Raw genomic sequence first — 16,728 nt, forward strand, 5'->3', positions numbered from 1 at the left:
AATGACCAATCATTTTCTCAAAACAGTTCTGTGCCTAATTGGCATATGCTTGATAGGCTTTAAAGGCCAATCTCAAGATGTGCCCTTTACTCCAAGACTTACGGATGGTGGCAACTCCTATATAAACATTAAAGGTGACTATACTTTTCTTTCGAATAGTGTCATGAACCGTGTATTTTCAGATGGTACAGGAGTTAATACGCCATATAATGGAAACGGAAGTAACAACAGTTTGCATGTTGAATATGTAGATATCGATTCAGACCCAACAACCTTTAATTCCAGTAGTTCCACACTCTCTGTTCCAGATTGTTCGCAAATTTATTGGGCAGGTCTATATTGGGCAGGAAATTATGATGTGGAGCGGGACGGTGACCACAGAAGTAGATACGTTCACACCTATACAGACGATAGTAATCATTACGATGTAACCTCTGTTAAATTTCGAGTTCCAGGAGGTAGTTATATTGACCTCACCGCAGACAACAATCCAGATCCTGTTGGAGATGAAGATGCCATTATTGTTGATGGTTATAACACCATATCCAATGATCCATACGTATGTTATAAAAACGTAACATCCCACTTACAGGCCCTTGCAGATCCTGATGGAGAATATTTTGTGGCCAATGTAAGAGGGACAAGAGGAGCAACCAGCTATGGTGCTGCCGGATGGACATTAGTGGTCATTTATGAAAACCCTACCCTAACTGGAAAATACATATCTGTTTTTGACGGTTATGAAGGTGTAACAACACAATCTGGTAACAGCACAGCGGATATCACGGTTTCTGGTTTTAACACCATTCCTGTTGGACCTGTAAATGCGCGAATCGGTGTAAGTACGTTAGAGGGAGAGACTTCGCTATCTGGCGATACCTTTGGTATTATTTCCAATAGTAGTGCCTCTTTTACGGACATCTCAAATGCTGCAAATCCTGATGATAACTTTTTCAATTCAACCATTTCAGAAGATGGCGCCAATGTTACTACACGAAATATAAACAGTACCAATGCCATCGGTTTCGATTCCGATGTTTTTGATCTGAACAACCCTGGCAATAGTATCATTGACAACGGTGATACCAGTGCCACGCTTAGGCTTGGAACCAGCGGTGACTGGTTTGCTTCTTTCTTGGTAACCTTTGGGGTAGAAATTATTGAGCCCGACATCGTTCTGGAGAAAAAAGTTGAGGATATCGGAGGTACTGATATTACTGGCCAAGGTGTTAATCTGGGCCAAGTTTTAGATTATGTACTGTCCTTTGTGAACACTGGTAATGATGATGCAACCAATTACACCATTCGAGATGTACTACCTGCCAATGTAACTTTGGATGAAACCACTATTACCATGCCAGCTGGTGTTACCTATACCTATAATGCGGCTACAAGAGAGGTTGTGTTTAGTATTCCAGATAATTTGGTGGAAGAAGGAGACCCCGTTTCAGAAATAAGAATGCGGGTACAAGTGGCTGAAAACTGTTTTGATTTTGTGGATGCCTGTACCGATATTATCCAAAACCTTGCATATTCCACATATGAAGGTGTGATAAATGCCAACCAAATCAGTGATGACCCCAGTGTATCAGACTTTGATGATTGTGGATTTACAACACCTGGAGCCACCAACTTTTTATTAGATGATTTATCCGCTTGTAATTTTACAAGAACCGTTTTACAATGTGGTGCTAGCGTAGTACTAGATGCGGGTGATAACTTTGATAACTACATCTGGTACAGAGATGAAAATGGAGATAATCTAATTGATGCTGGTGACACCGTTCTAAATGATGGAGACCCAGACGGCGACCCAAGTACGCTACTGGTAAATGAGGCTGCCACTTATATTGTTGATAAGCAAGTTGCTGACCCATGTAAAGATTTCACAGAAATTATTCTGGTTGAGCTTTTTGGAGCTACACAATCCAATCCAATTTCTGCATTGGTAAATGATACCACAAATACTGTTGATGGTGAAGTTTTAATCTGCCCAAATGACGGTTCAGAACTACCAGAAATTTTCCTTTGCGGATTAAATGACACCGAATTAATCCAGATAAATATTCCGGATGCGGATAGTATTGTTTGGGAACAATTGGATGATGCCAGCTGTGCCGCTGCAACTCCAAATTGTGCAAATACCAACAATGGCTGTACCTGGAATTCTGTGGGTGCGGGAAGTGATTTTCTTGCCTCAGACGCTGGTGAATATAGACTTGTGATCAACTATCAAAATGGTTGTTTCAGTCGTTTCTACTTCAATATTTTCAAAAACCCGTTGGATCCTCAGTACAATTCAAGGGATATTATTTGTTCTACAGATGGTAACATCACAGTAACAAATATGCCATTGGATTACGAGTACCGCCTAATAGACCAGGCAACCGGAAATGTGGTGGTTGGGTACAATTCAAATCCAAGCTTTGACATTACCACCAATGGTGCCTACACTGTTGAAATGAGACAACAAGGTGTTGTTGATGGTTGTGTGTTCATCTTGGACAATATCGGTATTCTTGATAGGGATTTTCAGGTAGATGTTACCACAAGAGATACTGATTGTAATGGCCTTGGAGAAATAGGAATTTCCATTCTTAATGTAGAAGCCCAATACTATTATGAAATCTCCCAAGGAGGGACAATCGTAGATACTTTTGGACCATCCAACGACAACAACTATACCTTTGAAAATCTAAATGATGGGGTATATGATGTTGCTATTTCTACAGATGATGGTTGTGCGTACACAGAGCAGGTAACCATCAACGATGTAACAGATTTAGCAGTTACCGCCCTAACAACAAAAAATATAGACTGTACTGATGGTATCATTACAGTTACGGGCACAGGTGGTTTTCCAAATCCAGATTATGCCTATGCAATATGGAGCTACAATGGAGTTGATTTGTATACTGCCGTTGCGGACATACCGGGTGGTGCATATCAAGTAGCAAACGATTTCACCTTCACTAATGGCGAAGAAGGAGACTATGAATTTATTGTAGTAGATGGCAACAACTGTTCCTTTATCTCAAACAGTGTTTCTATTGTTGTTGCTCCTTCTGTGGAATACACTACTTCATTTACGGATGAGACCTGTTTCGGTATTGCTGATGGAACATTTACAGTAAATGTTACCAACTCAAATGGATATAGTTTATCATACACCCTAACGTATCCTGATACCTCAACGGCGACAAATACTTCTGGCTCGTTTACTGGCTTACCGCAAGGGGCATATTCCTTGGCCATTACGCAAGCCCAAGGCGCTGTATCTTGTGACTTTCCAGAAACTTTCACTATTGGTGGACCAGCGTCCGGTGTAACAGCGAATGCTGTATTAATTCAAGACTATACATGCTTGCAAGATGGAATCATAGAAGCGCAAAATGTTGTTGGTGGTACCGCTCCATATGAGTACAGTATTGACGGTGTAAACTTCGTTAACGGGGTTGGAGCAGAACGTTTTTCCAATCTTACAAACGGTGCACATACCATTACTATAAGAGATGCTAACAATTGTGTTATTACAACAAACACAATTACCTTAGATCCTCTAAATCCGCCAACAGATTTAACCTTTTCAGCTTCAACACCTAGCTGCCCTGCGTTAACATCAGATGTTACCGTAACTGCTGTTAACGGAAATGCACCTTTTGTATTTGAAATTACAGCTCCAGCACCGGTTGCTGCTACCTCGATTACTGGCAACAATGCCGATTTTGATGGCCTTGCTCCTGGAACATACTCTTTTAGGGTAACAGACAATAAAGGCTGTGTTTACAACGAAACTTTTACAATAGATCCTGTCTCAGAAATAACAGTTGTTGGACAATTGGTAAGTAACATTACCTGCTTTACAGATACCGATGGCGAACTTTTGTTTACCGTAGCAGATTTTAATACCGATTTCGATTATAGTGTTACGGGTCCTGCAAACTTTTCAGGAAATGCACAAACCAACGGTTCTATTTCATTGAACGGTTTAGACGACGGAACCTATACTATTGTAGTTACAGATAACTTAACAACCTGTACAGCGACAGCAAATGTGACCATAAATGCTCCTCCAGCAGCGCTAACAATAAGTGCTTCAGAAACACAACCTACATGTCCAACAGACGGTAGTGTCTCCCTGACATCAACAGGCGGATGGGGTGGCAATACCTTTACACTGACCAATCCAGACACCACTCCTTTTGGAACCAATGCCACAGGAGCTTTTGTTGGATTGACACAAACAGGGACATACACGGCTTCTGTTATAGATGCAAATGGATGTGTTGAGACAACAACCTTTAATCTTGATCCAGCAGTTGCACCCATACTTGCTATTGTTCCAAACGATACTTGTTATGATGATGCGGTTGGACTAACGCTTACAGCAAACGTAACATCTGGTGGTGATGGTAATTATGAGTACAGTCTTAATGGTGGTGCCTATGGAACAAATAATGTATTCACAGGATTGACCGACGGTACCTACACCATTGATGTTAGGGACGGCAAAAGTTGTACAGATTCAGCTTCAATTACTATAAATCCAGAATTAAGTGTAATTGCATCAGCGCCAAATATTACGGCATGTGCGACCAGCACCAACGTAAACATTACGGCAGTAGGCGGAGATAATAATTATGTATATGCCATTGTCGGTGACGGAGTCGCTCCGGTACCAGGTGATTTTGCAACAACAAACCCTGTGAGCATAACAGGCGCAGGAGACTATGATGTTTATGTTCGAGACAATGCTGGTAATGCTGGTTTTTGTGAGTCTTCTTTTGACCTAACTATTGTACAAGATGCTCCATTGTCATTATCAATTGTTGATACGGGAATTCAATGTAGTGGAGAAGCTCAGGCAACCATTACCATTACAGCATCAGGAGGAGAAGCTCCTTATGAATATAGTATTGATAACGGAACAACATATCAAACTTCAAACACTTTTGTCAACCAACCAGCCGGAAACTTTGACATAAGAGTAAGAGATGCCAATAATTGTGATATCTCACAAGCATATAATATTACAGAACCCTTTACACTTTCCGCTTCGGCCGCTGTAACACAGTTGGCAGAATGTAACCCGGGGCTCGGGGCTGAGGTAAGAATAACAAATGCTATTGGAGGTACAGCACCATATGAATATAGCTTTGATGGAGGTACAAATTATGGCGCTAGCGCCATAGGTTTTCTGCTTCCAGGAACCCATACTTTGTTGATTAGGGATGCTAATAACTGTACATTCCCAATGACAGTTACCATTGATCCAGAGCCAACTCCACCAGGTGTAACAACCGCAATAGATTATGAATGTGATGGAGAAGGGATAATTACAATAACTCCTGATAATCCAGGATACAGTTATACTTACGAAATTGATGCGACCCCAAACACCCCAAGCACTTCTAATGTGTTCAATAATGTGTTGGTAGGGTCACATACCATTAGCGTTAATTATACAAACAATACACCCCCAGCGCCAAGTGTTCTGCTTACGGAAGATTTTGGTACTGGGCCCAACATATCAATCCCCGAAGTTGATACTGCTTTTTACTGTTATGAATCGCAGGATGCCTCCTTGGGTACATGTCCCGATGCCAATTTCCAGATCAACGATCTACAATATAGTGTTACCAATAACATTGTTGCGCCTTTTGGTGCTTGGATAAGTCCAAACGATGCGTCACTGACTCCTAATGGAAGGTACTTAGCCGTTAACGTTGGTGACCCAGGTGTTAACACTGTAGTTTATTTTAAAGAGGATGTAGAAGTTATTCCGAATCGTGACGTCGAGTTTTCATTGGCTGTATTTAATTTAGTACGACAAGGCAGAAATCTTATTGAACCAAATATTCTTGTAGAGCTTGTAGATCCATTTGGAGCTGTAATCTCAAGCGGAACCACAGGTTTAATTCCTGAAAACACTGGGCCAAATGACTGGCAAAATCTTACTATTCCTGCATTAAATCCTGGTGCCAATACTACTATAGATATTGTTATAAGAACCATTGCGACAGGAACAAACGGAAATGATGTTGCCATTGATAATATACAAGCTACCCAAACTCCTGAAGTTTGCGCTGGAACTTTAACAGTCGATGTTGAAGTTGAAGACGGAAATGCATTTGGAGCAGCAATAACTGCCTTTTCAGAAATCACATGTAATGGAGCCAGTGATGGGTCTATCACTTTTGAAGTAGAAAATTTTGATGCCGTAAACGGTTTTGAATATAGATTAGGAGGCGTAGGACCATATACTACGGCTTTTGCTAGTCCAGTAACCATTTCAAGCCTTGCACCAGCAACTCCTCATAACATTGAGGTTAGGGATGTCTTGGACAATACCTGTTCAATTCCTTTATCACAAGCATTATCAGAGCCTGTGGTTCTTGAGACCACAGCTGTAATCTCAGATGGTATAACCTGTATAAATGGAGGTGCTACCATTACTGCATCTGTTTCTGGAGGAACACCGGCATATGAGTACCAATTAGAAGATGGTGTTGGCGGAGTTATCACTGCCTACCAAAATTCAACTATATTCTCAGGTCTTGCTGCCGGAGATTATATCGTACGCGCAAGAGATGCAAATCTTTGTGAAGATCCAATAGATACCGCACTTACAGTTGCTCCTTTTATTCCCGTCACTTATACTTTCACCGCTTGTTATGGTGGAAATAATGATGGTACCATCCAAATAGATGTTACTGCGGGTAATAATGACTATGAATTTAGTTTAGATGGAGGCCCTTGGGTAACACCAACTCCATCAACTGCAACAACACATACGTTTACAAATCTTCCATCTGGAAATTACACCATTAATGTAAGGGATGGTTTTGGATGTACAGGGACATTGGAAAATGTTACCATACACCCAGCTCCAACTATTGATGTTGTTGATATCAGCACTTGTGCGGACGGAAGTATAACCGTTACTGCACCAGCGGCCTTAACTAACTTGGAATATGCTTTTGTGCCAACAACAACAAGTCCTGCGGGCTTATTCTCTGCGACAAACACCTTTGCTGTAACAACAGGAAATGATGGTGATTATGATGTTCATGTTAGAGATACTTCCGCTTCAAATGCATATTGCAATTACGTTGAGACAGTAACTGTTAACCCTGCTACCCCATTAACCGTAACCAACACCCCAACAGACCCTCTTTGTCATGATGGTACTGGTTCTATTCTTGTGGATATTACCTCAGGAATAAGTCCATACACCATTCAAATTATTGATCTGGATAATGCTGGAGCATCTGACCAAACAGACACAAATGTCTTGGTTAGTAGTAGAACGTATTTCAATCTAATGCCTGGGGATTACACGATCAATGTAACCGATGCTACAGGTTGTACCGTTTCTGAAACACCGGTAACTGTTACAAATCCCGATGAGCTAACTGCTACAATTATAGGACAAACTCCAACAAATTGTACTGGTTTGCCCAGTGAGTTTGGTTTTGATTTTACAGCTTACCCAGCCACTTTAGGAACCATTCAGTTTAGTGATGACGGTGGAACGACATGGGTGGTTAATACAACTCCTGGAACAACAGATCAATTTAGAGGATATAACTCGGGTGATATCGTAAATCCTTCTATGAGAATTGTAGATGGATCAAATAATACGGTATGTCAAACTGATTTCCCACCGTTCATTATTCCCTACCCTCTAGATGATTTGGACATAACTATTGCGGCAATAATTGTTAACTGTAATGAGTTACAGGTAACTGTGACTGGTGATAACGGAACAGATCCATATGAGTATACATATACTGATGACCCTGCAAACTTTGATCCATCCACCGCTACATGGACAGCTCAATTACCCAGGGGAACATCTCACACTTTTGTTGGACTGGTACCTGGTAGAACTTATACATTCTATGTAAGAGATGATGTAGGGTGTGTTAGACAAAGTAATACAAATGTAAATGACTTGATTACCATTCCGTTGGACATAACTTCTGTCATTACGCCTTCCTGTGATGGTGCTAATAATGGAAGTATCACCTATACCGTAACAGATACTCAAGCACCATTTGGACCACAATTTAGATGGGAAGTTTTTGATATGAGCACTGGAGTTCCAGTCTCCGTAACCAGTAGTGGTGGAAATGTTGCATTTTCATCACCACAAAATGTTACTATACCAGGCTTAGGTACAGGAAATTATTTTATTGAAGTAGTTGAAGTTGATGGCGTTGGTGTTGATAGTTGTATTGGCGCAACAGAAAACGAATTATTAGAAGAATTAGACCCATTAACAGGAACGCCCGTAGCGCTTCAAAATATAAGTTGTGATACTCCTGGATTGATTCAGGTTCAAAGCCCATTTGGTGGTGGCGGTACTTACACGTATACTGTAACCGGACCTGCTCCTTTTGTTACAATCGTATCTACATCAGATAACCCAATAGAGATTCCTGCAAACTCACCTGCCGGAAATTATCATGTGACCATGGAGGATCAATATGGTTGTTCTGCACCTTTAGGAAATGTTGCATTGACACTTACTCCAAACCCAACCATTGACGCAATTGCTGTTGATAACTGCTCTAATCCGTCAACAGTTACCATAACGGCAACAAGCGGTGCGGCACAAGTATTGTACTCTTTAGACAATGGCGCAACATACGAAGACAATGCAGGTGTGTTTAATAATGTAACGGCAGGAACATATAATGTTGCTATTTTGGATAGTAATGGTTGTTCTGCAACAAGCACAGTAACTGTTCATCCTGTTCTAGAGGTAGATATTGCCCTTACAAAATTGTTGGATTGTTCTGGAGCTCCAGATGATGCCCAAATTACCATAGAAGTCCTTTCTGGTTCTGGTGACAATTTAGGTTTTGCTGGAAGTTATGATTACGAAATTACTGATGGTACGGGTACTGTGGTGGCCAAAACAGCATTGCTTAGCAATCCTTTTGTTTTCAACACTACTACACCAGAAAATTATACGATAACCGTTTATGACAACAACACAGCAACACCCTGTACTCGAGTATCGAATATTACCGTTGACCCGGCAATTACCCCATCATTTAATATCACTTCAAGTACAAATGTTACCTGTAATGGTGATGACGATGGAACCATTAATGTAAGTGCAATAGATAATGGTATTGGTGCATATGCTTTTGAAATTATTTCAGGCCCAGGAAGTGCCGCTGCCTTCCCAATTTTGCCAACTACAAACAGTGCTGCCACAGCATCGTTTACCGGTCTTGAGGGAACAGCCGCAGGAATAACCTATACCATAGAAGTTACAGCCGCCAATGGTTGTACTACAACACTTACCCAAGTAATCACACAACCAGACCCAATTACCAACGTGTCTACAGAGGTCGTTGAATTTGGATGTGCTACTGGAAACAACAGAGACAACGCAACCATAACCGTCAATACTGGGGCTACTCCTTTGCCTACCGGACCAATAGTGGGTGGTAGCGGAACTTATGTTATCTACGAGTTTATTGAAGAAGATGATCCTAACACTGTTCCTATTGAAGCTCCTGTAGTTGTTCAGTCTGGAGCAAGCAATGTATTTACCGAGACAGATCCTGCAGGTGGAAGCTATACCATAAATGTTTATGACAGCAATGGTTGTTTTGCTACGGTAACGGAGACTATTAATCCATTTGATGAATTGCTAAGCGCAAGCGCAGCAGTTGACGTAGCCGCTACTTGTGTAACCGGTGAAGACATCACTATTACCGCTACAGGTTCTATAACAAATTCTACAACTACTCCCGCCAATTATGAGTTTAGACTCTTGCCCGGAGGTGGTTTCCAACCTTCAGGAAGTTTTACCGGTCTTGCCATCGGAACTCATAATTTTGAGGTTAGAAATACGGTAACTGGATGTATCACTACTACATCACATGAAGTTGTTGACCCACAAGTGCTTGACTTAATTGTAGTAAATACAACCAATATTACTTGTTTTGGTGACACCAACGGTGCAGTTGAGTTAAACCTTCAAGATTCCGGTGCTGTAACATATCCAAGTGCAACGAATTATACGCTATACCATGATGTAAACAACACCCCAACCAACTTGTTAGATGATGTTACTTCAATTGGTTCTGATGCAGATGGTAGTTTCACTATTGGCACGCTAGCGGCTGGAACATATTTTATTGAAGTAGAAGATACAAACCCTCCAGGTTCAGCATGTACCTATACGCAATCATTTAATATTGCAGGTCCAAGTGTTGGCATTTCTGCAAATACTCAAGTTACTCCAGTAACCTGTGCCCTTGGCGATGGTAGTATTGAAATTATTAATCCTGCAGGTGGATGGGGTGGCTATACCTACTTCGTAGATTTGGCTTCCAATCCTGCACCCACATTCCCTGGAAGTTATCAGGCTTCACCGCTATTCTCTGGTTTAGCTGGTGGTGTTGGCCTAGGAACCGATTATCAGGTTTGGGTTGCAGATCAAAATGGCTGTGAATTCCAGTTGCCAAATGAAAACTTAGTAGATCCATCGCCAATTGTGGCAAATCTGCAAATCAATCAAGAAAACTGTACTAACCTCCAAGGTGAAATTGAAGTAGTGGGTATTCCTGCAGCTAACCCTGTAACAGGTGGTCAAGGAAGCAACTATACCTATCAACTTGTTCGTAATGGTGCCAATGTTGGCTCTCCACAGACAAACCCTGTTTTCTCAGGTTTGGGTGAAGGTTCTTACGAAGTATATATAGAAGATCAGTGGACGTGTAATACCCTTGTTGGACCAGTAGTGTTGCTCAATGCAATGACTGCAACCCCAACTGTGGTAAAACCGATTGATTGTACACCAGATCCTGGCGGCCATATAACCATTAATGTAAATGGTGGTTCTGCCAACCTAACTTTCGATGTGCTTTTCCCCGATGGACTTACAACTGCAAATAATGCTACAGGTGTCTTCACAGGACTTACGCAGCCAGGAACCTACACTTTTACGGTTACAGATGGAGATACTGTTACTCCATGTACCATTGTAGTAACACAAAGTTTAGACGATAAAGTTGATCCTGTTATTACCAACGTGGTGATGAACCCTGTAAGTTGTAATGGTGGTTCTGATGGAAGCCTCACGGTAGAATTAGATCCAGCCTCAGCGGTTAATCCAATTTATACCTACGAGCTTTACGAAATGTCAAACCTTGTAGTACCCTATAGAGCTGCACAAAACAGTCCTGTTTTTGATAACCTTCCACAAGGAGATTATCGTGCACGGGTAATTTCATCAAGGTCTTGTGATGATTTCCATGATGAAACTGTTACAGAGCCAACTGCTCTTAATGTATCTGCAACGGCAACACCATTCTTGTGTAATGCCAGCAACACAGTAAATACCTCAACCATTACGGTAACTGCAGGAGGAGGAACAGGGCCTTACTTATATAGTATTGACAATATTAACTTCCAAACCGCCAATACATTTGATGTGGTGGATACTGGAGCTGTACAAAACATTACAGTATTTGTAACAGATGCCAACTCTTGTCCACAAACAGCAATTGTTGCGCCTATTCAACCTATCAATGTGTTTACTGCGGCAGTAACGCAAAATGTAGCCATCAGCTGCGCTAATCCGGAAGATGTTTTAATAACGGTTTCTGACGATGGAAATCCAGCAAATGCATATACCTATGAATTGTTGCCTGTGGGCAATACCTTAGGTATACTTACAGGAACACCAACCAATGTTACCACAACCTTTGATTTAACAGCACCTGGCAGTTATACCTTCAGAATTACGGATACAGTTACAGGTTGTTTTGTGGATACCACTCCATATGAAATTCTTCCTTATGATTTAATTGAAGTGGTAGCAACAGCAACTGCCCCTGCCATCTGTTTTGGTGATAACAACGGTGCGCTTGAAATCAATATAACAGGATACACAGGAACGTATGACTATCAAGTTTTTGATAGCTCCAATAACCCTGTAGGTGGTTTGGTTAATACCGATACAAGTGTAAACCCACGTCCTATTGGCGGACTTTCAGGTGGAAACTACTATGTAGTAGTAACGGAAACAGCGAATCCTTTGTGTAACGAAACTTCAAATACTGTTACCATTGCGTCTCCTGATAGAGCATTAACAGCAACTCCTGTGGAGGTGGCCAATGTTACCTGTACCAATGATCAAGGTGAGATTGAAGTGTCTCCCGATGGTGGATTTACTCCATACGATATTCAATTAACCAATACTACAACGGCTCAAGTGTACAATGCCAATAATGTAGTAAGTTTTGTGTTCTCTGGTCTATCAGCTGGCACCTTCGATGTTCAAATTACAGATAATGCTGGCTGTATTATCAATGAGCCTATTGTGCTTGTACAACCAACACCTATTACGGCAGATATTGATGCCACGCCAACAAACTTAGTCTGTTATGGTGATACCAATGCAACCGTTTCTGCTATTAATGTATTGAATGGCGAAGGGGTTTATCAATATCAATTGAATGTTTATGATCCAACTGGAACAACTATTACATCGACCTCTGGCGCGCAATCAAGTTCTATTTTCAACAACTTAGGCGCTGGAATATATAGCATTACGGTTTCTGATGGATGGAGTTGTGGTATTGAAACCATTCAGGTGACAATTTCCGAACCTGTTGAGGTTATGGCTAATTTGATTCAATTAACACAACTAACCTGTACCGCTCAAGCTCAAATAGAGCTTTCAGCAACAGGAGGTACTGGGCCATATGAATTTAGTGTTGATGGAAGCCCTGGCTCATATGCAGCAATGGCTGGAGGAACGACTCATACATTCACAGTCCCAGCGGGTCCATATCAGTACTATGTCCGTGACGCTTTTGGTTGTGAGGCTATGATATCCAATCAGGTTACCGTAGATCCTATAGTTCCTTTAGATATTATCATAGATGATTCAGCTGCCTTTATTAACTGTACCGGCGAAGCTTCTGCAACCATAATGGCAACTGCTGTGGGCGGACTAGGAAATTATAGTTATGAACTCTTTTCAGACCCTGGATTGACAACATCCGTTGCTGGTCCACAAACTACTGGTGAGTTCAATGGACTTATAGCTGGTCAGTATTACGTTAATGTAATTAGTGTCGATTGTCAGGCAACAAGCTCAGTAATTGATATTATTGATCCTGCTCCATTACAAATAGACAGACAGGAATCTACAGATGTTACTTGTGCCGGTTTAGAAGATGGTACAATTACGGTTGAGGTTTCAGGAGGTACTGGTGAGATTCAATATGCCATTACTCCAAACCTAAATCAATTTGATACCGTTAACACATTCACTGATTTAGCGCCAGGCATCTATGATGTGATAGCACAAGATAGAAATGGTTGTTTTGAAACTTTCCAGTTTGAAATCTTGCAACCAACTCCTATTCAAATACAGGCCATAAACATTATGCATGAAGTGTGCTTTAATAGTGCTGATGGCTCTTTTGAATTGGACATCACTGGTGGAACGGCTCCTTATGAGTCAAGCCTTAATTCCAATGCAGATACAGATTACGTGCTAGATCAGGTCTTGTTCCAAAACCTGCCAGCAGGAACCCATGTGGTGTTTGTAAGAGATGCCCAAGGATGTGAATCCAACGTATTTGTTGAAATCAACCCTGGTGTCAACCTTGCTGCCACGGTAACCCCAATGTATCAGTGTGATGGAAACCTACCAACCAATTCTTTGGAGATTGTATTTGAAGACCCAACGGTAAGTAGCGATGTGTTATATGGTTTGGATACCACAGACCCAACACAAATGCAATTGACACCTGACTTTACCAATATTGCGCCAGGTGATCATAGCCTTACTATTTTGCATTCAAATGGATGTCCAAACACCATTGATTTTAGTATCACAGGATTTGAGCCTTTGACTTTATTGCTGGAAAACAACAATATCAATGAAATTACGGCCACAGCTACCGGAGGTCTAGAAGATTATACCTTCTTCTTTGGTGATGTTGATAATGGAACTGACAATACGTTTATCATTAATAGAACAGATACATACCCCGTTACGGTTGTAGACCAGAATGGATGTGAAGTAACTATGGAAATCTTTATGGAATTCATAGATATTGAAACACCAAACTTCTTTACCCCAGATGGAGATGGTATGAACGACACATGGTTGCCGGACAACTTAGAAGCCTTCCCTAACGTACTAATGATCATTTTTGATCGTTATGGTAGAGAGCTCTATCGCATGGGATATGGAGATGCTGGATGGACCGGTATCTACAACAACAGCGAGCTGCCCACCGGTGATTACTGGTACATCATTAAGCTGCAAGGCGAAAACGATGACCGTGAATTTATTGGACATTTTACCCTATACAGACAATGATAGCTTAACCTACAACATCATGTTTAAAAAACTCTTATCCTCAATCTTTATATTCACGCTGACCCTTGGTGTTGCAGCGCAGGAATTGACCATTCCGCAGCTATCCCAATATATTGCGGACAATCCTTTTTTAATGTCCCCGACCTATGCGGGAATTGGAGATCATATTAAAGTTAGGCTCAACGGACTTACCCAATGGGTAGGTATAGAAGATGCACCAGATACACAAACATTGGCTGCTGATGCACGAATCGGAAACCGATCTGGGATTGGTATGCTTATGTACAATGATAGCAATGGGGAAACCAAACAAAGAGGAGCAAGGGTTTCCTTTGCGCACCATCTTATCTTAAATAGGTATGATGATATTTTCCTGTCTTTCGGGATATCGTATAATTTTAATCAATTTAGAATTGATGTTGAGAATTTTGTAGATAACAATGGTCAGCTACCAACAGATGATAAATCCACTACCAATCATAATTTTGATTTAGGTTTTTTGTATCGTCTGAACAAATTTTATATCACGCTAAATGCTTCGAATATTTTAAATAAGGATTTGGCACAATTCAACCCTGTTTTTGAACCAAATACCTTAAGAAACTATTATGCTTATGCAGGTTATAGTATTTCCAAAAACAAGAACAGTAAACTGGAATTAGAGCCTTCGGTCTTTTTTCAATGGTTTGAAAGTGATGGTCGTTCTGTAACCGATGTAAACGCAAAATTCAGATTCCACGATTTCGAAGATTACTACTACGTTGGACTTACCTATCGTTTTCTTAATGATCAGATTGGAAAGCCTTTATACATTGCCCCTATTGCAGGTCTAAAAAAGAGCGATTTTTATTTTGGATACTCATATCAGGTTATTACCAACGAAATTTTAGGATATAGTTCTGGTACCCATGTGCTTACCGTAGGACTAGATTTGTTCCAAGGGATAAGCAATTGTAGGTGCATGTACTAATTTGATGGTTTTAAACTACTTTTGTCCCGCTTAATTCATCAGTTTGTGGGGAAAATTAGAATAAATAACATCAGGGTACATTCCAATCATGGGTGTCTTAAGGAAGAAATGCTAATTGGCAGTGATTACCGTGTAGACCTAGAAGTATACGCTGACCTGTCCAAACCATCACAATCCGATAAACTTTCAGAAACCGTTGATTATGTGCACTTAAATAAGATTGTACGAGAAGAAATGGCCGTTAGATCCAATCTTTTAGAACATGTTGCCAAACGCATTATTGATCGTATTCTTCTAGAATTACCACTAGTACAAAAAGCCCAGGTTGAGGTCGCAAAAATTAATCCGCCTATGGGTGGTGACGTTGAAAGTGTTTCGGTGAACGTCCAATATTCTCGATAAACTCCTGTTTATTAATGCACTAAAACGTTACGCTTTTATTAATTTTGTTTTATCAAATGGCATTGTGGTCGAATTGGATAGACAAAATCTCGCAAAGGTTTTCATGGTGGTTCGAGTCCACCCGATGCCTCTAAAGTCGTTTCCTTTTACAGAAACTTACATTTAAGTTTGTTCCCCCTTAAACATTCGTAAAATATTTATAGATTTGCACCACTAAAATGGCATCGTGGCCGAGTGGCTAGGCACAGCTCTGCAAAAGCTTGTACAGCGGTTCGAATCCGCTCGATGCCTCTTAAAAACCCAACATTACTGTTGGGTTTTTTTATTTACTTTATTCTCTCGATGCCGTCCTTGATATTAAACCGCTCTTTTGGGAGAAATCCCTTTGTGATCATCACAATTCCGCATACAATTAAAACAATTCCCAATATTTTTTTAATAAGCATGGTACGTTCTGGTGTCAAGTATTTTTTTAATTGCTTGGCCAATAATATTTTAATCAAATCCGTAACAAAATAAACACAGATTACAGTGCTAAAAAAAACCACCATTCTATTCGGGTTGTTATCCAAACTTGGCCCTACAATTACAATTACTCCCAACCAAAAAGCCAGTACTCCAATATTGATGAAGTTTAATAAAAAACCTTTAACAATAAGATTTAAATACGTTCCCGTAGATGCTTTTAAGCTTGCTTTTTTTGTTTCCTTCTTTACAAATATTACAATACCATAAACAAGCAATATCATTCCTCCAAAAACAAAGAGCCCTGGTTGATTGCTGAGGTTTTCAAGTAACTGAAAGCTACTAAAGTATGCTATCGTAAAAAAGACAATATCAGCTACAATAACACCTACATTAAAGATAACGCCTGCCCTAAAACCCTTTGTGGCACTTGTTTCCAGCAACACAAAGAAAACGGGTCCTATCATAAAGCTTAACAAAAAGCCTAATGGAACAGCTGCTTGAATATCTTCAATCATGA

The 16,728-nt window shown here is 40.6% G+C and carries 4 protein-coding genes and 2 tRNA genes; 5 read left to right on the top strand and 1 reads right to left on the bottom strand.

Annotated features, from left to right (window positions below; translation table 11 throughout):
• The first annotated feature begins 1 nt into the window (after window position 1).
• The 5 genes from FVB32_RS05030 (at window position 2) to FVB32_RS05050 (ending at window position 16,034) form a co-directional block, all read left to right on the top strand.
• Complete coding sequence (locus FVB32_RS05030; RefSeq protein WP_147741784.1) at window positions 2-14,371, top strand: T9SS type B sorting domain-containing protein; 14,370 nt, start codon at window positions 2-4, stop codon at window positions 14,369-14,371.
• A 19-nt stretch (window positions 14,372-14,390) separates the two neighbouring features.
• Window positions 14,391-15,341: a PorP/SprF family type IX secretion system membrane protein gene (locus FVB32_RS05035; RefSeq protein WP_246139829.1), complete on the top strand. Its 951-nt coding sequence runs from the start codon at window positions 14,391-14,393 to the stop codon at window positions 15,339-15,341.
• 45 nt (window positions 15,342-15,386) lie between these two features.
• Window positions 15,387-15,743, top strand: coding sequence for a dihydroneopterin aldolase (folB, locus tag FVB32_RS05040; protein ID WP_147741787.1), 357 nt, complete (start codon window positions 15,387-15,389; stop codon window positions 15,741-15,743).
• Window positions 15,744-15,801: 58 nt separating this feature from the next.
• Window positions 15,802-15,873 (top strand) — tRNA-Cys (locus FVB32_RS05045).
• A 90-nt stretch (window positions 15,874-15,963) separates the two neighbouring features.
• Window positions 15,964-16,034 (top strand) — tRNA-Cys (locus FVB32_RS05050).
• Window positions 16,035-16,069: 35 nt separating this feature from the next.
• Here the strand turns inward: FVB32_RS05050 and FVB32_RS05055 are convergent.
• Window positions 16,070-16,726 carry a LysE family translocator gene (locus tag FVB32_RS05055; protein WP_147741789.1) on the bottom strand — a complete coding sequence of 219 codons (657 nt, stop codon included), beginning with the start codon at window positions 16,724-16,726 and terminating at the stop codon, window positions 16,070-16,072.
• Window positions 16,727-16,728 lie beyond the last annotated feature (2 nt).

The organism is Flagellimonas hymeniacidonis (genome assembly GCF_008040165.1).
Classification (GTDB): Bacteria; Bacteroidota; Bacteroidia; order Flavobacteriales; family Flavobacteriaceae; genus Flagellimonas; species Flagellimonas hymeniacidonis.